The sequence below is a fragment of the Pseudomonas anuradhapurensis genome (assembly GCF_014269225.2).
Taxonomy (GTDB): Bacteria; Pseudomonadota; Gammaproteobacteria; order Pseudomonadales; family Pseudomonadaceae; genus Aquipseudomonas; species Aquipseudomonas anuradhapurensis.
This window is the reverse complement of the sequence record NZ_CP077097.1, coordinates 5353166-5377403: the sequence shown is the minus strand read 5'-3', so window position 1 is coordinate 5377403 and position 24238 is coordinate 5353166. Positions and strand designations below refer to the sequence as shown.

Genomic DNA, 24238 nt, shown 5'->3' with positions numbered 1-24238 from the left:
AGATGGCTATGACAGTCCATTGCGATATCGTCAGCGCGGAAGGAGAAATCTTCTCCGGTCTGGTCGAGATGGTGGTTGCGCACGGCAACCTGGGCGATCTGGGTATCGCTCCGGGCCACGCGCCGCTGATCACCAATCTGAAGCCAGGTCCGATTACGCTGACCAAGCAGGGCGGCGAGCGCGAGGTGTTCTACATCTCTGGCGGCTTCCTGGAAGTGCAGCCGAACATGGTCAAGGTACTCGCCGACACCGTGCAACGTGCAGCCGACCTGGACGAAGCCTCCGCTCAGGATGCCGTCAAGGCAGCTGAGAAGGCCCTGCATGAGAAAGGCGCGGATTTCGACTACAGTGCCGCATCCGCACGTCTGGCCGAGGCCGCAGCCCAGCTGCGTACCGTCCAGCAGATCCGCAAGAAGTTCGGCGGTTAATTCCGCAGGCTTCATGTAGATTGAGAACAAGGGTAGCCATCGGCTACCCTTTTTCTTTTTTGCAACCTTAGAACCGGTCATTTCACTGACCGCCCAGGATTGGTAGCCAGTAATGTCACTCGATATCGTTATTCTCGCTGCCGGCCAAGGTACCCGCATGCGCTCGGCGCTGCCCAAGGTGCTGCATCCGGTAGCCGGCAATTCCATGCTCGGGCATGTTATCCACAGCGCGCGCCAGCTTCAGCCGCAAGGTATTCACGTGGTCATTGGCCATGGTGCCGAGCTGGTACGCGAGCGCCTGGCCGCCGACGACCTGAACTTCGTCATGCAGGACAAGCAACTGGGCACCGGCCATGCAGTTGCCCAGGCGTTGCCGGCCTTGACTGCCGACACCGTGCTGGTGCTGTACGGCGACGTGCCTTTGATTGAAGTGGAGACGCTGCAGCGCCTGCTGGCCAAGGCCAACTCCCAGCAGCTGGGCCTGCTCACGGTAACCCTCGACGACCCGACCGGCTATGGCCGCATCGTGCGTGACGAGCAGGGCAAGGTGACCGCTATCGTTGAGCACAAGGACGCCAACGATGCGCAGAAAGCGATCAAGGAAGGCAACACAGGCATTCTTGCCCTGCCAGCCGCACGCTTGGCTGACTGGATGGGTCGCCTGTCGAACAACAATGCCCAAGGCGAGTATTACCTGACCGATATCATCGCCATGGCGGTGGCCGACGGCCTGGTAGTGGCTACCGAGCAGCCACACGACCCTATGGAAGTGCAAGGCGCCAATGACCGTCGCCAGCTGTCCGAACTGGAACGTCACTACCAGCTGCGCGAAGGCCGCCGCCTGATGGCCCAGGGCGTGACCCTGCGCGATCCGGCACGCTTCGATGTTCGCGGTGAAGTGACCGTCGGCCGTGACGTGCTGATCGACATCAACGTAATTCTCGAAGGCAAGGTTGTCATCGAGGACGACGTCCAGATCGGCCCGAACTGCGTGATCAAGAACACCACCCTGCGCAAGGGCGCGGTGGTCAAAGCCAACAGCCACCTCGAAGGCGCCGTGATGGGTGAGGGCAGCGATGCCGGCCCGTTCGCCCGCCTGCGCCCGGGCAGCGTGCTGGAGGCCAAGGCCCATGTGGGTAACTTTGTCGAACTGAAGAACGCGCACCTGGGGGAGGGGGCCAAGGCTGGCCACCTGACCTACCTGGGCGATGCGGAGATTGGCGCACGCACCAACATCGGTGCCGGTACCATCACTTGCAACTACGATGGCGCCAACAAGTTCAAGACCGTGATGGGCGAAGATGTCTTCATCGGCTCGAACAATTCGCTGGTTGCCCCTGTGGATATCCAAGCGGGTGCGACCACTGCAGCTGGTTCGACCATCACCCAGACCGTCGAGGCTGGCGACCTGGCGGTAGCACGAGCCCGCCAACGCAACATCGCGGGCTGGAAGCGGCCGGAGAAGATCAAGAAGAACTGAGTTATACACAGCTGGTTCGATCAACAGCCGACTTATGTGAATAAGTCGGCTTTTTTGTGGGCGGCCCATCCATTTTGGATAAGTTTTGCACAATTCCTGTAGGAGTGGCTTCAGCCGCGAACACCGGCAAAGCCGGTGCCAGCCACAGGTGGTTCTTCGCAGGCGAACCCACTTCCAGCGGTTGGCCATTTATCTTCGGCTTTTATCCACAGCTTGACGAATCTCCCATCTTAGGTTTTGATTGCAAGCATTATCTTTCGAATCGAAACTTAGGCGCGAATGTCGAAACGAAACACACCACAACGGCGGCATAACATCCTGGCATTGCTCAGCGAGCAGGGCGAGGTGAGTGTGGACGCGTTGGCCAAGCGTTTCGCCACCTCGGAAGTGACCATTCGCAAGGATCTGGCCGCCCTCGAAACCAACGGCCTCCTGTTACGCCGTTATGGTGGCGCAGTCCCGGTGCCGCACGAGCTGCTCGCTGAACCCGCCCAGCCCGTATCTTCCTATAAAAAGGCCATTGCACGTGCCGCCGTCGGCCGTATTCGTGAACATGCACGCATCATCATCGACAGTGGCAGCACCACGGCGGCGATGATCCCTGAACTGGGGCGCCAGCCTGGCCTGGTGGTGATGACCAATTCGCTGAACGTCGCCCGCGCCATCTGCGACCTCGAACATGAGCCGGTGCTGCTGATGACGGGCGGTACCTGGGACCCCCATTCCGAATCGTTCCAGGGCCAGGTGGCCGAGCAGGTATTGCGTTCCTATGATTTCGACCAGCTGTTCATCGGTGCCGATGGCATCGATCTCGGCCGGGGTACCACCACCTTCAACGAGCTGCTCGGGCTGAGCCGAGTCATGGCCGAAGTCGCCCGAGAAGTGATCGTGATGGTCGAGTCGGACAAGGTCGGGCGCAAGATCCCCAACCTTGAGCTGCCCTGGGGCAGCGTGCACACCCTTATTACTGATGAGCGCCTGCCCGCAGCGGCACGCGAACAAATTCAAGCCCGCGGCATCAACCTGATCTGCGCCGCGATCAGCCAGGAGCAATAAACCATGTGTGGAATCGTTGGTGCCGTCGCCGAACGCAACATCACAGCCATCCTGATCGAAGGCCTCAAGCGTCTTGAGTACCGCGGCTACGACAGCGCCGGCCTGGCCGTGCTCACCCAGAACGGTGAACTGCAGCGCCGCCGCCGTATCGGCAAGGTCAGCGAGCTGGAAGCTGCGGTTGCCGCCGAGCCACTGTCCGGGCAGCTGGGCATCGCCCATACCCGCTGGGCTACCCACGGTGCGCCGACCGAAGGCAACGCCCACCCGCACTTCTCCAGCGACACGGTGGCGGTGGTACACAATGGCATCATCGAGAACCATGAAGAACTGCGCGAGGAACTGAAGGGCCTTGGCTACGTCTTCAGTTCGCAGACCGATACCGAAGTCATCGTCCACCTGATCCATCACACCCTCAAGCTCGTTCCTGACCTCACCGATGCGCTCAAGGCCGCGGTGAAGCGCCTGCATGGCGCCTACGGCCTGGCGCTGGTCAGTGCCAACCAACCCGACCGCCTGGTGGCGGCACGCAGCGGCAGCCCGCTGGTCATCGGCCTGGGGCTGGGTGAAAACTTCCTGGCCTCCGACCAATTGGCGCTGCGCCAGGTCACCGACCGCTTCATGTACCTCGAAGAAGGCGATATCGCCGAGATCCGCCGTGACCAAGTGAGCATCTGGGACCAGGCCGGGCACAAGGTACAGCGTGAGACCGTGCAGTACCACGAAGGCGCCGAAGCGGCCGACAAGGGCACCTATCGCCACTTCATGCTCAAGGAAATTCACGAGCAGCCAAGCGTAGTGCAGCGCACCCTGGAAGGCCGCCTGGGCAAGGATCACGTCATGGTCCAGGCCTTTGGCCCACAGGCTGCCGAGCTGTTCGCCAAGGTGCGTAACGTACAGATCGTTGCCTGTGGCACCAGCTATCACGCCGGCATGGTGGCCCGCTACTGGCTGGAAGAACTGGCGGGCATACCTTGCCAGGTGGAAGTGGCCAGCGAATTCCGCTACCGCAAGGTTGTAGTGCAAGCGGACACCCTGTTCGTCTCCATCTCCCAGTCCGGCGAAACCGCCGACACCCTGGCAGCGCTACGCAACGCCAAGGAGCTGGGCTTCCTGGGCAGCCTGGCGATCTGCAACGTAGGCATCAGCTCGCTGGTGCGTGAATCCGACCTGACCCTGCTGACCCTGGCCGGCCCGGAAATCGGCGTAGCCTCGACCAAGGCCTTCACTACCCAGCTGGTTTCGCTGATGCTGCTGACCCTGGCCCTGGGCCAGGTGCGCGGTACCCTGCAAGCCGGTGTCGAGGCCGAGCTGGTGGAGGAGCTGCGCCGCCTGCCGGCCCGCCTGGGCGAAGCGCTGGCGATGGACGCCATCGTCGAGAAGACCGCCGAGCTGTTCGCCGACAAGCATCACACCCTGTTCCTGGGCCGTGGTGCCCAGTACCCGGTGGCCATGGAAGGAGCGCTCAAGCTCAAGGAGATCTCCTACATCCACGCCGAAGCCTATCCGGCGGGCGAACTCAAGCACGGCCCGCTGGCCCTGGTAGACAACGATATGCCAGTGGTTACCGTGGCGCCGAACAATGAACTGCTGGAAAAGCTCAAGTCCAACCTGCAGGAGGTGCGCGCCCGTGGTGGCGAGCTGGTGGTGTTCGCCGACGAGCAGGCCGGCATGAGCAACGGCGAAGGCACCCACGTGATCAAGGTACCGCACATCATCGATGCCCTGGCGCCGATCCTCTACACCATCCCGTTGCAGCTGCTGTCCTACTACGTGGCGGTGCTCAAGGGCACGGATGTGGACCAGCCGCGTAACTTGGCCAAGTCGGTGACTGTGGAGTAAGGCGCTGCAGTTTCTGCAGCTGTTGGTTTCTGATAACTGAAGCTGTCGCAAAGGGAGGGAGCCACCCGTGGCTCCCTTCGGCGACAAGCACTTCCTGCCTCTGTTGCGCTCGCCGCAACCCGCTTCGCCTCTCGTCCACGCCTTTTCCAATAGCTCGTCTCCTGCCACAGCGTCCTACTGGCGATAGCTTTTCACCTGTCAAAGTCGCCTGGGCCCGATGCCGGCGACACGCTATAGCACTAGCAAATCAGCGGCAGTGCCAGCTGAGAAAGGGGATAGGTGTCTAATTAAGTCACAGCAGAGGCGCAATTAAAGCGTTTGTAAGCTTGTGTGCTTCACGCCAATCTAAAGGTCGCACCTCTGTGGGGGCGATGGTGGCTGCGCTGTCACAGCCTGCAGCTGTCACTGCACGTGGTCGGTACTGGCTCGTTGTTAACCGGGGCTGCTTGGCAGTACAGGTTGTGGACGCCCGGAAGCTGTTGAGTTGATTGCCAGGAGGCACCTTGCATGGCCAGTTATGGACTGTTTCTCATCCTCGCGACCCTTACCGTATTGAGCCCCGGCCCCGGGGTGGTGCTGACCCTCTCCAATGCCCTGCGCCATGGCTGGAGCGGTGCCCTGCCGGGGATCTTCGGTATCGCCTTGGGCGCTTTCATCGTCGCTGGGCTCTCGGCCAGTAGTGTGGGGTTGGTTCTGGCGACCTCGGCAACGGCGTTCACCGTACTCAAGTACGTCGGCGCGTTGTACTTGTTGTACTTGGGCGTGAAGATGTGGCGTACCCAGCGTTTCATCCCGGAGCTCGCCGTGACCGCCACGCAACCCTGGCGGCGCTTCGTCGAAGCGTTGTCGATCCAGCTGCTGAATCCCAAGGCCGGATTCTTCTTCCTGGCGGTGTTTCCGCAATTCATCAGCCCCCAGGACAACTACTACCGGCAGTTCTTCCTGTTGGTTTCGTCCTATGCCTTGCTCGTCGTGTTGGTGCACACCGGCTACGCGCTGATGGCCAATGGCGCCAGGGGCTGGTTGTCGACCAACCGTGGCGCGCGAATCGTCGGCAAGCTCTCCGGAATCACCTTCTTTTGCTTTGGTATTCTGATGGCGTCGGCTAGCAAATAAAACGCTGAATGGAACTTATCCGAAAGTCGCAATCTATATGTCACATGCGACACGTACCTTGGTCGTAATCGCGATAGCCACGACAAACGGATAAACAGAGTTCCAGCATCCACATTGACTCACATTTTAATATCACCGACTATCACGCTTGCGCGGTAATCCGAGGCTCACGATTTTTGAGCAACAACTCTAAAATGATTTGCACGGCGCAATGGCTTTGCCATTTATCGCGCCGTGAGAAACGGCAGGAACACGACATGGACAGTCGAAACCGGGACGCAGCCACTACATGCGATAAAAACCACCCCATCACATACCTGCATGACGAGCTGCAGCTTCAATTGTGTGATGTGAAAGATTTGAAATATGCGTACTACGCCGCTACTCATAATCGCAATGTAGAGCCGATTATCATTTCAAATTACCCACCGAGCTGGGTTAAAAGCTATAAAGATAACAAGAGCTATCTGATCGACCCAATCATCAAGCATGGGCTGAGGGAGATCACACCTTTCTCTTGGCACGAAGCCCTTGCCAACAGCGGTCCCGAAGGCGTGGACTTTTTCAGGCGCGCTACCCGTTATCGAATCTGCTCGGGTACCACGTTTACCCTGCGCGATGCGTCCGGAACCTTCTGTGCCTTGAGTGTGTGCGATGCGGGTTCGCAAGTGGATTTTGATCGACGTATGGCCAAGCAGCAAAGCCAGCTGCAAATGCTGCTGATCAAATTTCATAGTTGGCTGATGACCTCGCGCAAAACCGATCAGCTGTTTTCCAGTGCAGCCGATGGGCCGCTTTCCACCCGCGAACTGGGCGTGCTGCAACTGGTCATGCGCGGCAAGACCTACCGCGAAATTGCCACGGACTGTGGAATTTCAGAGCGCACAGTGAAATTCCACATGTCGAACATTTCTGGCAAATTGCAGGTCGGCAACGCCAAGCAAGCCGTCTACGAGGCCAAGCGACAGGGCATCATCTGATCAGGCGATGTGGTTGTCGGATACATCGTGCAACTGCAGGCTCAACGGCCATTGCTGGGTCTGCAGTGATGACAGCGGTTGCTTGCGCGCAATGCTTTCGAGCAGTCGCAGGCGGTTGGACGAACTGATCGGCATGTCCAGCAAATGCACCGTCTCACCCGGCGACGCCTCGCCGCTGTCGAGAATCTGGTAGTGCCAGCCGGCCTGTCGAACGATGCGTGCCATGGCATCGCTGACCACGGTGACGATCGATTTCAAGCCGGTCAGTTCGCCGTGGTCATGCATGCTGAAAAGCAACATTTCGGTCAATGGCAAGTGCGCCAGGCCCAACTTGCGTGAACGGGTCTTATCGACGAAGAAGCGGCTGGATTCAGCCATCAAGGCCCGCTTGGGCGGTGTGCAACTGAAGAAATCGCGAAAGGGACCTTCAACCATATAAGGGTGTAGCGTGTTGATCAGGCGCAGCCCCGCCAACGGTATGCCTTGGCAAGTGCCAACCAGATACGTCGTGTTCCAGTTGTCATATTCATCCAATTCAATGCCATTTCTCACCGTGACTTTCCAATTAAGGCGATCACAGAAAACATGCTTGCGTAAGCCGTACAACTCGGCAACCCAAGGATGTGGGTCACGACGGTATTCAATCTTGTGAAAGTCGATAGTTATCATATTGGGCTGTTCCCTTGCCTCAGGTATGGCGGTCGCGTGGGCGTTGGTATACAGCATGCCCTTCGAAATACAACCTGCTGATTCTATCAACTGTCGGCGCTGAGCAACCTGTACTTAAGTGCATGCAGCCCGTCGGTATTTCGGCAAATACCGAGCGCCTGTACCTAGATACAGTTGTTGCCATCGCAGAATTGGGCACACTTCCCGGGTCGTTGTGTAGGACGCCAGTTTTCACAACTTACAAGACGTTATTTGCCAGGCACACGGTTGCGATGGGTATCGAAAACCCTCGTATGTTCGGCCCTGGCAGTTAGCGCCTGCACTCAATGCCGCCCTTGTTCATACACGGGTTGTCACGCCAGCACATCAATCAGGGAAGACCATGGAAAAGCCAGCCTCTCCAGCACCTCGCCGCGTCGTCGTTACTGGTTACGGTGCGATCTGCTCGCTCGGCCAGAACGCCGATGCCATCTGGGACGCGATGATGGATTACCAGATCGGCTATCGTCTGCACCGTTTTGATGACCCGACTATCCATGCGCGCTTCTTCGGTTTCATCGACGACTTCGGCCGCGAGGCCATGCGGCCGTTCTCGAAGAAGATTTCCAAGATGTTGCCTCTGTTCGCCAAGTACAGCTTGGTGGCGGCCCATGAAGCATTGCACATGGCTTATGGCGACACACCACTGGATGACGTGGTCGCACCGTTCGACCGTGGTGTCGTTCTCGGCACCGGTTGGGGAGGGCTGGACACGGCGAACTTCAATAACAACGAATATTGCCAACAAGGCATTTCCACCTCGTTCGCCACGGTCATGTCGATGTGCAACGCCGCGACGGCGGCCATCACCATGAACTGGAACATGCGTGGTGTTCAAAACAGCCCGGTGGCAGCGTGCGCCACGGGCACCATCGCCATTGGCGAAGCTTATGAGGCGATTCGTGCCGGTCGCGCGAAAATGATGATCGCCGGTGGCAGCGAATCGTTGAAAGAGCAGTTCAACGTCTGGTCGATCGATGTCATCCAGGCTCTGAGCAAAGAGCAGGAAAACCCGCGCCTGGCTTGCTGCCCGTTCAGCAAAGGGCGAAGCGGTTTCATCCTTTCCGAAGGCGCGGCGGTACTGTGCCTTGAGGATTATGAGCTGGCCAAGGCTCGCGGCGCCAAGATCCTCGGCGAAATCACCGGCTACGCCAACTACTCGGACGCCTTCGACATGACGGCCCCGGCCGAGGACATGCAGGCTCGCGTGCGGGTGATCCAGGAAGTATGCAGGCAAGCCAATGTCGATGCGCCGCACATCGATTACATCAACTTGCATGGCACCTCCACACCGCTGAACGACGTCAATGAAGCCCGCTCCATCAAACTGGCGCTGGGCGACGCTGCCCATGGCATTCCGATGTCCAGCACCAAGTCGTACACCGGCCACCTGATTGGTGCAGCAGGTTCGATGGAAGCGATCTTCTGCCTCAAAGCCATGGCCCGTGGCACGATCCCGGCAACCATCCATCTGGATGAGGCCGATCCTGAGTGCGACCTGAACTTCGTACCTAACGAGCACTTGCACGGGCGGCAGCTGGACAACGTGCTGAACCTGAGCTTCGGCTTCGGTGGCGCCAATGCCGGCATCATGCTGCGCAAGGTGCATTGATCATGCAGTGGCAATTTGGCCCTGAACAGATCGAGGCGTGGGCTGATCTTTCCGGCGATCGCAACCCTATTCACTTTGACCTGGAAGCGGCGCGGCGCATGGACGCCGCGGATGTCGTGGTGCACGGCATGCTGGCGCTGCTGCCAATCAAACATCAAATGGGGCGTGCCGCCGATGGCCGCGATGAGGACTGGGTACAGTTCAAGGCGCTACTGAAGGCGCCGGTTCTGCGCAACCGCCCTGTCGCGCTTTCCACCCGCCCGCGCAGTGCAAGCACGGCATTCACGCTGCGTTCCGAGAACAGTGACAGCGAGCATGTGCTCGGCCATGTCTCGCAAGTTGCGCCGCCAACGTGGGCGTCGAAATCCCCAGGCTTCGCCCTTGACCGGGAATATGTCGAGGCTTGGCTCACCCAGTTTCGCGAAGGATTGGGCAAGGGGCTGGATGACTGGGTGGCACTGGATGCGCTGATATTTTCCCACTTCATCCGCAACCATCTGGGGGTGATCTTCGAGCGCCTGTCCGGGCAATTTGCCCAACGCCAGGTTCCTGAGCGTATCGAGGACATCACCAATCACCTGGTCGTGCAGACCAGTCACCAGATCACGTTCTGCACGCATCTGCGTTCGTTGGGCAGCTTGCAATCCGATATCCGCTGCGAGATCGACAACATTCTCTTGATCGAAACACCAGGCAAGGCCGTCGGCACCCTCGACCTCGGAGTCGTCGTCAGCGGCAGCCATGTAATGACCATAACCCTCGGCTTGATGATCAAGACCGTTCTCAACCCCACTGGAGCGAAACAATGACCACTGTTGACCAAGTATTCACCATCGTTCGTGATCTGATCCTGGACCTCAAGGATGTCGAGGAAAGCGAAGTGACCCTCGATACCACCATTGAAGCGATGGAGTTCGACAGCCTGGACTTCGTCGAGATGCAGGTGGTCGTGCAGAAGAAGATCGGCGTGGCGATCAACCCGGATTCGTTCGTCACCCGCAAGATCGCCACTTTGCGCCAGCTCTGTGAATTCATCGTCGAGCTCAAGGAATCGACTGCCGTCGAAGCCTGAGCCGCTGTACCCAATTCATGGAGGAGCAGGAAATGTCTACGCTGAACAATAGTGTGCTCGCTATTTCCCCGGCGAGGGAGTCGAAGGTTCGCAAGTTAAGCGAAGTGTCGCATCACAAGACGATGGACCACGCGACCGTACTGCCATGGGACCAGGACATCAATCGAAGCCTTTACCCCAAGGATCCCGAGCATCTGTGGATCAACGGAACGCGCTATTGCGAAGGCTTGACCGACGCCCAGAAGCTGGAACTGGCCTGGCTCGAGACGGGCCGTGACATTTCCATGTTCATCTGGCTCGAGCAGACCATTCCGCCGTTGTACATGGGCTACATCACCCAGTTCCATGACCGTATTTCGCCGGACCTGCAGGAATACCTGATGATCTTTTCCAAGGAAGAGATCGTTCATACCCTCACCTTCAAGCGCTTCATGGCCAAGGCCGGCCTGCAGATCTGGAACCCACCGGTCGGGCTCTATGAGTTGCTGACCCAGACACTGCCGAAAATGGAGCCGGCGGTTGGCGTGTTGTTCACGCTGTTGATCGAATGGGTTGCCGAAATGGGCGCCATGCACACCTCCCAGGGCGCAGCGGTAGAGCCGATGACCCGCACCCTGTTCCGTGAGCATCACTATGACGAGGCACGGCACATCGCCTTTGGCCGCTGGATCAGCGAGTCCTTCTTCGAGACTGCCAGCGCTGAGTCGATCGCCCAGGTCAAAGTCATGAGCCGGAAAATCATTCCGGCGCTGATCGACATGTTCACCTACAACCCCGAGATCGCGTTGCACACTTCCTTCGAGTTCCCGATTGCAGTGGATGACAAGGCAAAGATCGAAGAGGTCTGGCGTTCACCGAACAATGCTCGACTGAACGACGCTCGATTCGCCGAAATTTACGCCTGGATCGACAAGTTGGGGCTGCGGCAATGAGTTCTTCGACCTGGGACGCGATCTTCGTGGGTACCGGGATCACGAGCCTGGCCTGCGCGGCCATGCTGGTCAAGCGTGATCGCGGTGCACGCGTCCTGATGCTCGACAAGCATATTGTGGTTGGGGGCTATGCCTCGACGTTCAGCCGGCCCAAGCAATCGGCGATCTTCGATTGCAGCCTGCACAAGCTCAGCGGTATGTCGGAAGGCGGCAACCTGATCCGCATCCTGCGGGATCTGGGCCTTGAGGATGAACTGAACCTGGTCTACCCCAACGACTATTTCTGCGCCTACCAGAACGGCACGGCGCTGCCGTTGGCTAACGATGCCGACCAGGTCGAACGGCAACTGATCGAACGGTTCCCTCATCAGGCAGAGCGCTTGGTTACCTTTTTCACTCAGGTACGCACCTATGGGCGCAACGGCTACTACCAGTTCCAGATGCTCGATGGCAGTTTCGAGCCTGACATGGCGCAGTTGCGCTGGGCCCATCGTAACCTCAAGCACAAGACCGTGCGTGAGGCGTTGCACGAGTTGTTCGATGACCCCTACCTGATTGAAATCCTGGCAGCCCCTGGCATTTATGTCGGTGGCTACTCGGAGGACCTGGGCTACCTGTACTACCTGCACGTGGTGTATGCCACGCTCAATCGCGGCAACGCCTACGTTGCAGGCTCGTCCCAGCGCCTGTCCGACCTGCTGGCGCAGCAGGTCGAACAGGCTGGGGGCAAGATCATGCTCAGCACGCCTGTAGAAGAAGTGACCACCGACAGCAACGGCAATGTCACGGGGGTACGCACCCGGGCCGGTGAGTTTCATGCGCCACAGGTGTTCATCAATACCTCGCCCCATTATGCGGTGGAGCACTTGTTCCAGGCGGATGTGGACCTGACGAGCACCCGAGAGAAACTGGCCGCGTTGAAGCCGGCACGCTCGACCACCACGGTGTACCTGACCACCGATCAAGCGCCCGCACAGCTTGGGCTGCGGCATAGCGAGTCGATGCTGTTTGCTGCGGACCCCGCGTTGGCAGCCGAGCTGCGCATCGACGCCGAGCGCAGCGGTTTTCAGCCAGAGCTCTGCGAACAGGCCTTCTGGGCGATGTCCCCGATCGAGGTCACCAACTATCACGCCCTGGCACCCGCTGGCGGCAAGGTCGTGTGTATCAACGTGCTTGATTCCATCGCCCATTGGCCTGCCCGGCGTACGGCGCAATATCGCGCGAAAAAGCAACGCGCGTGTGAGGTGCTGGTAGAGCGGCTGCTGGTCCAGGTTCCTCAGCTGCGTGGCCACATTTTGCATACCGAAGTGGCTACCCCGCATACCTATGTGCGCTTCACCAACAACACCGATGGCTCTGGCTACGGGGCGATGGTCGGTACCGACCTCAAAGGGCATGTCTTCCACCATGGCTTCCCGGTGCAGGGCGTGCAGTTTCTCAGCGCTTGGGTCGCGGGCCCAAGTTATGAAGCCGCCTTTGGCTATGCCGAGATGAAAGCCAGGCAATGGAGACGGGCATGACAACGCATGCACACTCGCCCAGCTGGTTTGGGGTCGCCGTTTCCAAACTGTTCATTCGCGTGATGTTCAGGCAGGTACAAGGGTGGAAGCGCGACGTGCCCAGCCGGGCCGAGGGCTTCGTTGAGACGGCCAGCGACGGCAGCAAGCTGGAGGGGGCGGTACTGCTGGCCAACCCAGCCAAAGCCAAGGGTGTCGTGCTGCTGTGCCATCCGTTCTTGAAATATGGCATGCATTACTTTTTCGAGAACGGCATCGATCAGGCGTTCCTGGAACAGGGCTACCACGTCGTTGCCTTCAACTTCAAAGGCTTCGGGCGCAGCACCATCGGTGGTCATGCATTCGCCGATGACGTCTTGTCCATTGCGCGAAAGATCGCACGGGAATACCCAGGCCTGCCGATTCACCTGGTCGGCTGCTCATTCGGTGGCTACCACCTGTCACATGCCTTGGCACGTGACGCCTCGCCCTTCACCTCGGCCGTCCTGGACAGTGTGCCTGTCTCGGTTCGCAGCTATTTCACGCGTGGTCCGTTGCGCCTCGCCATGCGCTGGATCAGCGGGAGCCGTCTGGCAGTGCCTACCGGTACCTGTGCGATCGACCATTCCCTGAAGCATGTTCAGCACCTGCCAATCGCCTACTTCTACGGGTTGAGTGACCGCTATATCCCAGAGGCGAGCGTGGCAAGGCTGAGCCTGGATTGCACATCCCTGCATGTGGTCGGCTTCGAAGCGTGTCGCCACCTGGAAAACCACAAGAAGCACCGGGATCAGTACTTCCAGGAGATCTTCGCGTTCTTCGCCCGTGCTGAATCTCATAAACCCGTTGTAACGGCCTGACTACGGGCTCTTTGACTTAAGGAAACAGAACATGGATGTCCAACAGCTCGGCAAAGGCAAGTGGATACTCATCAGCGGCGGTACCCGCGGTATAGGGCGCGCACTTGTACAACACCTGTCGCGTGAAGGTTATGAAGTTGCGTTCACCTATCAGTCCTCCGCTGACGCTGCTCGCCAGCTCGAACAGGAGGTAGCCGCCAGCGGCGGCCGTGCGCATGGGCATGCCTGTGACGGTCGGGACTTCCAGTCGGTCAGTTCATTGTGCGAACAGTTGGTCAACGATCTCGGCGGCCCCTATGGCTTGATCAACAACATGGGCGTGACTGGCGACCAGCTGCTGTTCAACCTCGACGTCGAGCGCTATCGCGACGTGGTTGCGACCAACCTCGACTCGGCAGTTTATTTCAGCAGGTCGTTGGTCCCGGCCATGGCTGGTGAGCGGCGGGGCAAGATTTTGCACATGTCCTCCGTCAGTGGCGTCAAGGGAAACAAGGGCCAATTGGGTTATTCCGCAACCAAGGCCGCGATGATCGGGATTACCAAGACCATGGCGTTGGAACTGGCGCGCTTCAAGATCAATGTCAATGCCATTGCTCCCGGCTACATCGCCACGGACATGATCGACCAGATCCCCGATCACGTGCGCAAGTCGATCACCGACAACATCCCCCTCAAGCGCTTCGGCGAAGTACACGAAGTTGCTGCATTGGCCAGCTTCCTGTTGTCACCGCAAGCCGACTACATCACTGGCCAGACCTTCCTGATCGACGGTGGCCTGACGGCCTGATTCGCCTTGCGCGATCTGCTGTGCGGTGATGCCCGGAGCATTCATGAGTCAATCATACGATACTGTTTTTGTAGGATCAGGGCTGGGCGCGCTCGCCAGCGCCAGCCTGATGGCCCAACGGGGCCAGAAGGTCCTGGTGGTAGAAAAGCACAATATACCCGGTGGTTACGCGAGCAATTTTCGTCGTAAAGACTTCACCTTCGATGTGTCTCTGCATTCGTTCGATGGGGTGGTCCGCGGTGCGCATTCATTCAAGGTGATCGAGGCTTGTGGCGTCGCGGACAAGGTCGAGTTTCTCCATCATCCGACGCTCTATCGCTACCGTTCTCCCGATATCGACATCACCGTCGGGCACCGCGACCTGGAAGGTTACAAACAGACCCTGTATCGCTGCTTCCCCGAAGAAATCGACAACATCGATCGGTTGTTCGCCGAGTCCAAGCGCAACTACAAGGACCTGTGTGGCTTCCTTTATTCACCCAAACCGTTCTGGATGCGATTTGTCGCTACCCCCTTCGCCTATCCGCGGGTCCTGCGCTATGGCCATGAAACGGTGGATAAGTACTTTTCCAGGTTCACCCGCAACGAACGCCTGAAGGAAGTACTGTCGGCGCAGTGGAGCTACTACGGGCTGCCGGCGAAAGACCTGGCATTCGGCTATTTCTCGTACCCCTTCATCGACTATCTGGAAAACGGCGGCTATTCGATCAAAGGCGGCTCGCAGGCGCTTTCCTCGGCATTGGTCGAGGTTATCGAGGCGCACGGCGGCCGTGTCGAACTGGAGTCGGGAGTCCAGCAGATATTGGTCGACCGAGGCAGGGTCACCGGCGTTGTCACGCGCAGATCGGGGCCGGTGAAGGCCCGCAACGTGGTGGCCAATGTTTCCCCGCATGCCGTGGTGGGCTTGGCAGGAAAACAGCACTTCCCCAGCAAGTACCTCACTCGGCTGGACAAGCTGAAGTTCTCGGTATCCGGCTTCCAGGTGTACCTGGGCCTGGATTGCCCGCTGAGTGAACTGGGTGTCGGCCCTGAGGAATACATCCACTTCTTCTCACCCGGGAAAACGCAGCGCACGCAATTCGAACATATCCAGGCAGGCGAGCTGCATCAGGACAACACCAGCTGGTCGATCAACTACTTCTCCAATGTCGACCCGTCCATGGTGCCACCTGGAAAGTCCAGCCTTGGCCTGTTCACCCTGACCGGCCCCGACGTCTGGCACTCGCTGGACAAACTGGCTTACCGCCGCAAGAAAGCCGCGCTGACCGACTTGTTGATCGCTAATGCCGAGCGCGTCATTCCAGGCCTGCGCGACCACATCGAAGTTTGTGAAGCAGGCTCTCCGCGCACCATGACCAAGTTCACCCAGAACCCCCAGGGTGCGATCTACGGCTTCGAACAAACGCCTCAACAGTCCGGACTGTTCAACCGTTTTCCGCAGAAGTATCCGGTAAAGGGGCTCTACCAGGTGGGCGCCTGGACGTTCCCTGGTGCGGGCTTCATCGGAACGATGTTGTCTGCCCGCTTGTTGGTTGACCGCTACTTCTAGGCGGTGATGTGCCCGTAAATGCGACCTCGAGAGACTAACCATGACTTATGTAGTGACTGACAACTGCATCCAGTGCCGACACACCAACTGTGTGGATATATGCCCTGCAGACGCGTTCCACCTGGGGCCGAACTTCATCGTGATCAACCCGGAGGCATGCGTCGATTGTGGTCTCTGCCTGCCGGAATGCCCTGAAGAGGCGATTCTGCCGGAGAACCGCCTGGATGACGGTAATCGGCACTTCCTGGCGTTGAATGCCGAGCTTGCACAACATTGGCCCGTCATTCTCCAGAGCATCCCACCGCTGGGCGATTACCAGAAGTGGAGTCACCAGCCGAACAAACTTGCACACCTCGTGCGCGAAGCCGAAGCGGTCGATCCGACCCGCGACCACCATCTGCAGCACGCTTGAAGTGCCCCTGGACGAATGCCCATGCAAAGCTATGACCGCTTCAAGACGCTGGAAAGCGATACCTTCGACGTGATTGTCGTGGGTGCCGGCATTGGTGGACTGACCGCAGCCGCGACCCTCGCCAATCGTGGCAAGCAGGTATTGGTGCTGGACATGCACTATGAGATGGGGGGCTGCGCCACGGTCTTTCATCGTAAGGGCAAGGATTACGAGTTCGACGTAGGTCTTCATTACATCGGCGACTGTGGCAAGGACGGGTTGATCCCGCGTATTTTGCGCGGGGCCGGCATCGATGATGGCGAAATCAATTTTATCGAGCAGGATCCAGAAGGTTTCGAAACCCTCTGCTTCCCCGATTTTCAATTTGCCGTGCCGCGTGGATATGAGCGCTTCCGGGAAAGGCTTATCGAAGCGTTCCCCAAGGAAAAATCCGGCATCAACCGCTATTTCAAGATGCTGCAGCAAGTCTGGGACTTCATGGGCATCCACTCCCGGCCGCTCTCCGCGCTGTGGGTGCTGCCACGTTCGTGGATGCTGATGCGCCATTCGAAATCGACGGTTGCCCAGTTCCTCGACACCTGCACCCATGATCAGCGACTGCGCGCCATCCTGACCGGACAGCTCGGCGTTTACCATCAGCCTCCCAGCAGGGCGACCATGGCTGGCCACGCTGCGGTGGTCAACCACTTCCTGCAAGGGTCGTATTACCCTTCGGGAGGGGGCCAGATGTTCTCTGACAAACTCGGCGCGGTTGTCGAACGCAACGGAGGAAAGATCCTGCTGCGTTCCAAGGTCGAACGTATCCTGGTCGAGAAGGGCCGCGCGGTAGGTGTCGAATTCAGCAACAAGCATCTGGGCAAACGTACGGTCAAGGCAGACGCGGTGATCTGCAACGCCGACATCAAGCACACCTTGCTGGACTTGATCGGACGGGACCAGCTCAAGGCGAAGACCGTCACCAGGGCAGAGCGTTTCGAAATGTCGCCGGCCATGGGCGTGGTTTACCTGGGCATCGATATGGACCTGAAGGCGATGGGCTTTAAAAACACCAACTATCGCATCTATCCCGGTTGCGACTATGAGCGTGCCTACCGTGAGGTGTTCGCCGGTCAATTCCCGGATGAGCCGCATCTGTTCATCGGTAACGCCACGATGAAGGACCCGGACAATCCGGCCATTGCCCCGCCTGGCATCTACAACCTGCAATTGATGTCGGCAGTTCCTTCGAACCCGGAAAGCTGGGGTGTTACCCAGGCCGAGGTAGCGGATGGCAGCTATCGGAACAACCCGGCGTACCTGGCGAAAAAGGAATGGTATGCCCGGCAACTGATTGCACTGGCTGAACGCGTGATACCAGATATGTCGCAGCATATCGTGTATCAGGAAGTCTCCACTCCGTTCTCGGTGACCCGTTTCATCGGTTCAGCCGGGGGGACATCTTATGGCCTGGCATTCACTCCTGAGTACTTCCTGCATAATCGGCCGGGTACCAAAACCGAAATACGAAACCTGTTCTTGTGTGGCGCATCCACCCGCACCGGGCACGGGATATTCGGCGCTATGACGGGTGGTGTCGAAGCCGCTGCCGCTGTCGACGGGCGCAAGCTACGCTACCAGATCATGGATGTCGGCACGCGTGCCGAGGCCCAGGCGAGCACTTGAGCCCACCCAATGTCGGTCGATAACGCCCTGTAGTGCATGAGGCAGCTGGCGCCGTGCAATTCATCAAGGAGAGATGATATGTCGAATGACTACAACACCGCTTTGCTGCTGGCCGCGGGGCTTAGCCTGCTGGCGTCGATCCTGCACGTGGGGGTAATCCTGGTGGGGCCATCGTGGTATCGCCTGTTCGGCGCAGGCGAGCGTTTCGTGCGTGCGGCCCAGGCTGGGCGCTGGTATCCGGCGGTAGTAACGGCGGGCATCGCCCTGGTTCTCGCTACCTGGGGCGTTTATGCCCTGTCGGGAGCCGGAGTGGTCGATCCATTGCCGCTGTTACGGCCGGCGCTGATCGCCATTACCGTAATCTACCTGTTACGCGGTGTACTCGGGCCTTTTGCTCTGGCTGGTACCGGGCGCAGTGGCCGTTTCATCGTGGTCAGCTCGGCAATATGCTTGCTGTATGGCCTTGTGCACCTGGTCGGGCTCATTCAAGTGTGGCAGTTGCTCAATCCCACTGGCTGATTACGTTTGGCCAGAGCAAATCGGCAAGTGCATGAAAAGGGCGAACCTCACGGTTCGCCCTTTGTTTAGGCACAGCCTTTTTCGCCGCCGTCAGATCTGCATGGCCATGCCGTCCACGTTCATCGCCGCCTGGCGCAGGGCCTCGGAGCGGGTCGGGTGCGGGTGGCAGGTGAGGGCGATGTCTTCCGCCGAGGCCGAGAACTCCATGGCCACACAGAATTCGCCAATCATCTCACTGACGCTTGGGCCCACCAGGTGCACGCCCAATACTTCATCGGTCTGGGCATCGGCGATGACTTTGGCGAAGCCTTCGGTCTCGTGATTGATCTTGGCCCGGCTGTTGGCGGTGAAGGGGAATTTGCCGACCTTGTAGGCCCGCCCTTCGGCCTTGAGCTGCTCCTCGGTCTTGCCCACGCTAGCCAGTTCCGGCCGCGTGTAGATCACCCCGGGAATGAGGTTGTAGTTGACCTCATGGGGCTTGCCGGCGATGCGTTCGATGCAGGCCACCGCTTCGTCCTCGGCCTTGTGCGCCAGCATTGGGCCGGAGGTGACATCGCCAATCACCCAGATGCCTGGCACGGAAGTTCGGTGGTGTTCGTTGCCGAGCATGCCGCGCTTGTCGGTTGCCAGGCCCACGCTTTCCAGATTCAGCCCTTGGGTATAAGGGCGGCGGCCAATGGCGACCAGTACATAATCGGCCTGCAGGGTTTCCGTGCTGCCACCTGCGGCTGGCTCCAGGGTCAGGTTGACACCGTCGTTGCTGGCATTGGCCTGGGTCACCTTGCTGCCCAGCTTGAACACCATGCCTTGCTTGGCCAATGCTTTCTGCAGGGTCTTGGCGGTTTCCTCGTCGGTGCCGGGGCAGATACGGTCGAGGTATTCGATGACCGTGACCTGGCTGCCCAGGCGACGCCATACCGAACCGAGTTCGAGGCCGATAACGCCGGCACCGATGACGACCAGATGCTTGGGTACCTGCGGCAGGGACAGGGCGCCGGTCGAGTCGATGATGCGCTGGTTGTCGATGGCCACGCCTGGCAGCGGCGTAGGCTCCGAGCCAGTGGCAATGACGATGTCCTTGGCTTGCAGTGCGGTTTCACTGCCGTCCTCGGCCTTGACCACGACCTTGCCAACGCCATCCAGGCGACCCCAGCCCTTGATCCAGTCGACCTTGTTCTTGCGGAACAGGTACTCGATGCCCTTGGTCAGGCCAGTCACGCTCTCATCCTTCTGTTTCATCATCTGGGCGAGATTGAGGGAAGGTTGCACTTCGATACCGAGGTGGGCGAATTCGCCACCGCTGGCAGCCTCGTAGAGCTCGGACGCGTGCAACAGTGCCTTGGAGGGCATGCAGCCCACGTTCAGGCAGGTACCACCGAGGGTCGAGCGGCCTTCCACGCAGGCTACGCTAAGGCCCAGCTGGCCAGCACGGATGGCTGCGTTGTAGCCGCCAGGGCCACCGCCGATGATCACCACGTCATAGGATTTCATGGGTTCAACTCCAGGATGAGGAAGCACGAGAGGGGCACAAGGTTAAGCTGAGAAGCAAAAATTGTATACAATCTGACGCCTGGATAAGATCGACCAATGCTCGACCATGGTCTGGATAACAGGAAACATCCCACGAATGAACTACTCTGATTCGGCGACGTTCGAAATTTCAGGCGTCGTGGCCAAATACGGACAGGAGGGTCGTTCATGCTTGCGCAACTTCCACCGGCATTGCAGAGCCTGCATCTGCCGCTGCGGCTGAAACTGTGGGACGGTAACGAGTTCGATCTGGGGCCTAGCCCTCAGGTCACCATCCTGGTCAAGGAGCCGCAGCTGATCAGCCAGTTGAGCCACCCGAGCATGGACCAGCTGGGCACGGCATTCGTCGAGGGCAAGCTGGAGCTGGAAGGGGATATCGGTGAAGCCATACGCGTGTGCGATGAGCTCAGTGAAGCGCTGCTGACCGAGGAAGAAGACGCTCCACCGCAACGGCAGGCGCATGACAAGAGCACCGATGCCGAAGCCATCTCCTACCACTATGATGTTTCCAACGCGTTCTACCAGTTGTGGCTGGATCAGGACATGGCCTACTCGTGCGCCTACTTCCGCGAGCCGGACAACACCCTCGATCAGGCGCAGCAGGACAAGTTCGATCATCTGTGTCGCAAGCTGCGCCTGGACGCCGGCGACTACTTGCTCGACGTAGGCTGTGGCTGGGGTGGGCTGGCGCGTTTCGCTGCCCGCGAATATGGGGCCAAGGTGTTCGGCATCACCTTGAGCAAGGAGCAGCTCAAGCTTGCCCGCGAGCGTGTCAAGGCAGAGGGGCTCGGCGGCAAGGTCGATCTGCAGATCCTCGACTACCGTGACCTGCCGCAGGATGGCCGCTTCGACAAGGTGGTCAGCGTTGGCATGTTCGAACATGTGGGCCATGCCAACCTGGCGCTGTATTGCCAGAAGCTGTTCGGTGCCGTGAGGGAAGGGGGCCTGGTGATGAACCACGGCATCACCGCCAAGCACGTCGATGGCCGCCCGGTCGGGCGTGGCGCTGGCGACTTCATCGACCGCTACGTGTTCCCCCATGGCGAGCTGCCGCACCTGTCGATGATCAGTGCCAGCATCTGTGAAGCGGGGCTGGAAGTGGTAGACGTGGAAAGCTTGCGTCTGCACTACGCCAAAACCCTGCACCACTGGAGCGCGAACCTGGAGAACCAGCTGCACAAGGCGGCGGCCCTGGTGCCCGAGAAGACCTTGCGTATCTGGCGCCTGTACCTGGCCGGGTGTGCCTATGCCTTCGAAAAGGGCTGGATCAACCTGCACCAGATACTGGCGGTCAAGCCTTATGCCGATGGCCACCATGATCTGCCGTGGACGCGGGAAGACCTGTATCGCTGAAAATCACACAAGGCTGCTCCGGTGGGAGCGGCCTCGTGTCGCGAAGGGTCATGCAGGGCGATCGGGGTATTTAGTCGGGTTATCGGATAGAACAGGGTGCTCCGGCTCTCGGTCATGGCCTTCCTGGGTGTGCGGGTGGCCGCAGCAACTGTGACGTTCGCCTGCGCTGTCGTGTTCATGTCCATCATTTTCCTCGCGCGCATGTGTGCGATGCCCACGGTGCATGAGCAAATGCATCAAGGGGCAGGCCAGCACCAGCAGGAAGGGCAGATACGGAATGATGTGAGCCCTGTGTTCAAGGAACAGGAAATAGCCGGCGATGGCCAGAAAGCCCAGTAGGTACCAGTTGGTTCCCCGTGAGCGGTGGGGGCGTGATTCGGGTCGGTTCATGATGGCGCTCCTTGGACGAAACGGCACAGACGACACAACCGTATCAGGGCAGGTTTTTCTTCTGCATGATACGGCGCGCCTCGCTCATGTCCTTGTCGAACTGGCGCACGCCGCGCAAGAGCTGCACCCCGACAAAAACCGGGCACAGCAGGAATAGGGCTGCCATGGCCAACGATTTACCGCTGAGCCCCATCAGATAAAGCACCGTGGTAATGCCCACACCCGTCAGCAGCAGACAGAACAGCAGGATTTCGCGTTTCATGATTTCGCCTCGTGACTCAAACCGATATGGGCGCGTTTCAGCAGCGCAGAGTTGGCGATTACCGATAGAGAACTGAGCGCCATGGCGGCGGCAGCGATGATCGGATTAAGCAATCCGAAGGCTGCAATCGGGATACCGATGCCGTTGTAGAGAAATGCCCAGAACAGGTTTTGCTTGATCTTGACCATGGTTGCGCGCGACAGCTCGATCGCGTTGACCACGTCGCGTACATCGTTCTTGAGCAAGATGATGCCGCCCGTTTCCTTGGCGACATCGGACCCCGAGCCGATGGCGATACCAATGTCGGCGGCGGCCAATGCCGGTGCATCGTTGACCCCGTCGCCAACCATGGCAACGACCTGCCCTTCGCTTTGCAATTGACGTATCACTGCGACCTTGTCGTCTGGCAACACCTCTGCAATCACCCGCCCGATGCCGACCTGTCGGGCGACCGCTTCGGCAGTGCGGCGGTTGTCACCGCTCAGCAGCACGACCTTGATGTTGCTTGCCTGCAATGCCGTTACCGCTTCAGCTGCCTCTGGCTTGATGGTGTCAGCCACCGCAATTACCCCAAGCAGGCGGTTGTCGACACCAACCAGCATGGCGGTCTTGCCGTCGGCCTCAAGGCCTACCAAGTGCTCTTCGGCTGCCTCGGTTGAAATGCCTTGGCGGTCGAACAAGCGCCGATTGCCCAACCAGACTTTGCCATGGTCGATACTGCCTTGGATGCCGTGACCGGCGATCCCGCTTATGTCGGTGGCCTTTGGCAGGTGGATGTCACGATGCCGGGCGGCGCGCACTATCGCTGCTCCAAGCGGATGTTCCGAACCGGACTCCACGGCAGCAGCGAGCCCCAACACCTCGATTTCCGACGCTGTTCCAATTGCAATCACGTCGGTTACGTCAGGTTCACCTCGGGTGATGGTGCCGGTCTTGTCGAAAACCACCGTAGTCAGTTTTTCTGCCCGCTCCAGTACCTCGCCGCCCCGTATGAGAATGCCGTTATCAGCGCCCTTGCCGACACCGACCATCAAGGCAGCGGGCGTCGCCACGCCGAGTGCGCAGGGACAGGAGATGATCAGTACCGCGATAAAGGCCAACAGGCCCTGCGGAAAATTCCCAACCACGGACCAACCGAGCAATGCCAGGAGGGCGACGGCCACAACCGCAGGCACGAAGTAGCCAGTGACCTGGTCGGCCAAGCGCTGGATCTGCGCGGTGCTGCTCTGTGCTTCCTCAACCATCTTGATGATCTGCGCCAGTGCAGTATCGGCGCCGATCCTGCTCGCTTTGATCGTGAGTACACCGCTGCCATTGAGCGTACCCCCGATCACCGAGCTGCCCCGGTGTTTGTCCACCGGCATCGATTCGCCGGTCAGCATGGACTCATCCACCGTCGACTGGCCGTCACTGACTTCGCCATCGGTAGGGATCTTTTCGCCAGGCTTGACGATTAGTGTCTCGCCAGCCATGACGCTTTCAGCAGGCAGGTCGATTTCTTGTCCGTCACGCATGACATGTGCGACCGCCGGTTTGAGTTCAAGCAAGCGTCGCACTGCAGCGGAGGATTTTTTCTTGATGATCTCCTCCATGTACCTGCCGAGCAGCACGAAGGCGATTATGACTGCAGACACTTCGAAATAGACGTCGCGCTCGTACACTTTCACCGGTAGGACGTCCGGGAAGAACAACACCGCTACCGAGTAGAAATACGCCACCGATGTGCCGAGGGCGATCAGGAAGTCCATGTTGATGTTGCGGGTGTGAATGGCGTTCCACGCGCCCTTGTAGAAACTCCAGCCACCGATGAACTGGACCGGAGTGACCAACAGGAAAAGCCATATCCCCCAGGTGAACCAAGGGAGCGCCGGGATTGGCACCCAGGTCAGTAAGGTGGCCCCGGCGGCCAACGCAATGAAGGCGCCCGCGCGCAGAAGGGCCAGGGCGAGTACACCGGTGAGGGCGATAGTCACGCGGGTCTTGATTGCCTTCAATTCCCTTTCTGGCGATTCGAAGGTACGCAGGCACGCATCGCTACAAAAGTAATAGGTACGGCCGCCACGTTCGCGTGACAGTGCGCTGGTCTTGTCCACCATCATTCCGCAGATCGGGTCTTTCGCCAGGTTCCTGGAGGCGGACGCCAACGGCTGGTGATTATGCTGCATAGGCGATTCGTTCATTTCGTCTTCTGCCTG

Annotated in this window: 23 protein-coding genes; 18 read left to right on the top strand and 5 right to left on the bottom strand. The window is 59.2% G+C overall.

Annotated elements, in window-relative coordinates:
- The first annotated feature begins 2 nt into the window (after positions 1-2).
- The 6 genes from HU763_RS24550 (at position 3) to HU763_RS24525 (ending at position 6899) form a co-directional block, all read left to right on the top strand.
- Positions 3-428 carry a F0F1 ATP synthase subunit epsilon gene (locus HU763_RS24550; RefSeq protein WP_023383131.1) on the top strand — a complete coding sequence of 142 codons (426 nt, stop codon included), beginning with the start codon at positions 3-5 and terminating at the stop codon, positions 426-428.
- A 112-nt stretch (positions 429-540) separates the two neighbouring features.
- Positions 541-1908 carry a bifunctional UDP-N-acetylglucosamine diphosphorylase/glucosamine-1-phosphate N-acetyltransferase GlmU gene (glmU, locus tag HU763_RS24545; protein WP_186683931.1) on the top strand — a complete coding sequence of 456 codons (1368 nt, stop codon included), beginning with the start codon at positions 541-543 and terminating at the stop codon, positions 1906-1908.
- Positions 1909-2187: 279 nt separating this feature from the next.
- Positions 2188-2964: a DeoR/GlpR family DNA-binding transcription regulator gene (locus HU763_RS24540; protein ID WP_170033976.1), complete on the top strand. Its 777-nt coding sequence runs from the start codon at positions 2188-2190 to the stop codon at positions 2962-2964.
- A 3-nt stretch (positions 2965-2967) separates the two neighbouring features.
- Positions 2968-4803: a glutamine--fructose-6-phosphate transaminase (isomerizing) gene (glmS, locus tag HU763_RS24535; protein WP_186683933.1), complete on the top strand. Its 1836-nt coding sequence runs from the start codon at positions 2968-2970 to the stop codon at positions 4801-4803.
- Between the two features lie 507 nt (positions 4804-5310).
- Entirely contained in the window at positions 5311-5919 is a 609-nt protein-coding gene (locus HU763_RS24530; RefSeq protein WP_186683934.1) for a LysE family translocator, read from the top strand.
- Positions 5920-6176: 257 nt separating this feature from the next.
- Entirely contained in the window at positions 6177-6899 is a 723-nt protein-coding gene (locus HU763_RS24525) for a helix-turn-helix transcriptional regulator (protein ID WP_186683936.1), read from the top strand.
- Here the strand turns inward: HU763_RS24525 and HU763_RS24520 are convergent, their stop codons facing one another.
- Positions 6900-7568, bottom strand: a complete 669-nt coding sequence (locus HU763_RS24520) for an acyl-homoserine-lactone synthase (RefSeq protein WP_170033968.1) — start codon at positions 7566-7568, stop codon at positions 6900-6902. It abuts the gene before it with no gap.
- Between the two features lie 382 nt (positions 7569-7950).
- On the opposite strand from HU763_RS24520, the gene HU763_RS24515 reads away from it, so the two are divergent.
- The 11 genes from HU763_RS24515 to HU763_RS24465 all read left to right on the top strand — a co-directional run bounded on the left by HU763_RS24515 (position 7951) and on the right by HU763_RS24465 (position 18508).
- Positions 7951-9219 (top strand): beta-ketoacyl-[acyl-carrier-protein] synthase family protein, encoded by a 1269-nt coding sequence (locus tag HU763_RS24515; RefSeq protein WP_186683938.1) that lies wholly within the window; start codon positions 7951-7953, stop codon positions 9217-9219.
- Between the two features lie 2 nt (positions 9220-9221).
- Positions 9222-10028: a MaoC/PaaZ C-terminal domain-containing protein gene (locus HU763_RS24510; protein WP_186683940.1), complete on the top strand. Its 807-nt coding sequence runs from the start codon at positions 9222-9224 to the stop codon at positions 10026-10028.
- Positions 10025-10291 (top strand): acyl carrier protein, encoded by a 267-nt coding sequence (locus tag HU763_RS24505; RefSeq protein ID WP_186683941.1) that lies wholly within the window; start codon positions 10025-10027, stop codon positions 10289-10291. Before HU763_RS24510 ends, HU763_RS24505 begins: the two co-directional genes overlap by 4 nt.
- A 32-nt stretch (positions 10292-10323) precedes the next feature.
- On the top strand, positions 10324-11223 hold the full coding sequence (locus HU763_RS24500) for a diiron oxygenase (protein ID WP_186683942.1): 900 nt from the start codon (positions 10324-10326) through the stop codon (positions 11221-11223).
- The gene (locus HU763_RS24495) at positions 11220-12743 is read left to right on the top strand and encodes a phytoene desaturase family protein (protein WP_186683943.1); all 1524 of its coding nucleotides are present in this window, start codon (positions 11220-11222) and stop codon (positions 12741-12743) included. The genes HU763_RS24500 and HU763_RS24495 overlap by 4 nt, the downstream gene beginning before the upstream one ends.
- The gene (locus tag HU763_RS24490; protein WP_225931909.1) at positions 12728-13579 is read left to right on the top strand and encodes an alpha/beta hydrolase; all 852 of its coding nucleotides are present in this window, start codon (positions 12728-12730) and stop codon (positions 13577-13579) included. Before HU763_RS24495 ends, HU763_RS24490 begins: the two co-directional genes overlap by 16 nt.
- A gap of 31 nt (positions 13580-13610) precedes the next feature.
- Positions 13611-14366 carry an SDR family NAD(P)-dependent oxidoreductase gene (locus HU763_RS24485; protein ID WP_186683944.1) on the top strand — a complete coding sequence of 252 codons (756 nt, stop codon included), beginning with the start codon at positions 13611-13613 and terminating at the stop codon, positions 14364-14366.
- A 43-nt stretch (positions 14367-14409) separates the two neighbouring features.
- The gene (locus HU763_RS24480) at positions 14410-15915 is read left to right on the top strand and encodes a phytoene desaturase family protein (protein WP_170033953.1); all 1506 of its coding nucleotides are present in this window, start codon (positions 14410-14412) and stop codon (positions 15913-15915) included.
- A 40-nt stretch (positions 15916-15955) separates the two neighbouring features.
- Positions 15956-16327, top strand: a complete 372-nt coding sequence (gene fdxA / locus HU763_RS24475) for a ferredoxin FdxA (protein WP_186683945.1) — start codon at positions 15956-15958, stop codon at positions 16325-16327.
- Positions 16328-16348: 21 nt separating this feature from the next.
- The gene (locus HU763_RS24470) at positions 16349-17989 is read left to right on the top strand and encodes a phytoene desaturase family protein (protein ID WP_186683946.1); all 1641 of its coding nucleotides are present in this window, start codon (positions 16349-16351) and stop codon (positions 17987-17989) included.
- 78 nt (positions 17990-18067) lie between these two features.
- Positions 18068-18508: a hypothetical protein gene (locus HU763_RS24465; RefSeq protein ID WP_170033947.1), complete on the top strand. Its 441-nt coding sequence runs from the start codon at positions 18068-18070 to the stop codon at positions 18506-18508.
- Positions 18509-18598: 90 nt separating this feature from the next.
- On the opposite strand, the gene lpdA is transcribed toward HU763_RS24465, so the two are convergent.
- On the bottom strand, positions 18599-19999 hold the full coding sequence (gene lpdA / locus HU763_RS24460; RefSeq protein ID WP_186683948.1) for a dihydrolipoyl dehydrogenase: 1401 nt from the start codon (positions 19997-19999) through the stop codon (positions 18599-18601).
- Positions 20000-20206: 207 nt separating this feature from the next.
- Between lpdA and cfaB the strand changes: the two genes are divergently transcribed.
- Entirely contained in the window at positions 20207-21391 is a 1185-nt protein-coding gene (cfaB, locus tag HU763_RS24455; protein WP_170033943.1) for a C17 cyclopropane fatty acid synthase CfaB, read from the top strand.
- Between the two features lie 48 nt (positions 21392-21439).
- On the opposite strand, the gene HU763_RS24450 is transcribed toward cfaB, so the two are convergent.
- From HU763_RS24450 to HU763_RS24440, 3 genes are read right to left on the bottom strand one after another with little or no spacing between them, the layout of a single operon-like run.
- Entirely contained in the window at positions 21440-21781 is a 342-nt protein-coding gene (locus HU763_RS24450; RefSeq protein ID WP_186683950.1) for a DUF2933 domain-containing protein, read from the bottom strand.
- Positions 21782-21824: 43 nt separating this feature from the next.
- Complete coding sequence (locus HU763_RS24445) at positions 21825-22043, bottom strand: hypothetical protein (RefSeq protein WP_186683952.1); 219 nt, start codon at positions 22041-22043, stop codon at positions 21825-21827.
- Positions 22040-24223, bottom strand: a complete 2184-nt coding sequence (locus HU763_RS24440; protein WP_186683953.1) for a heavy metal translocating P-type ATPase — start codon at positions 24221-24223, stop codon at positions 22040-22042. The genes HU763_RS24445 and HU763_RS24440 overlap by 4 nt, the downstream gene beginning before the upstream one ends.
- Between the last annotated feature and the right edge of the window lie 15 nt (positions 24224-24238).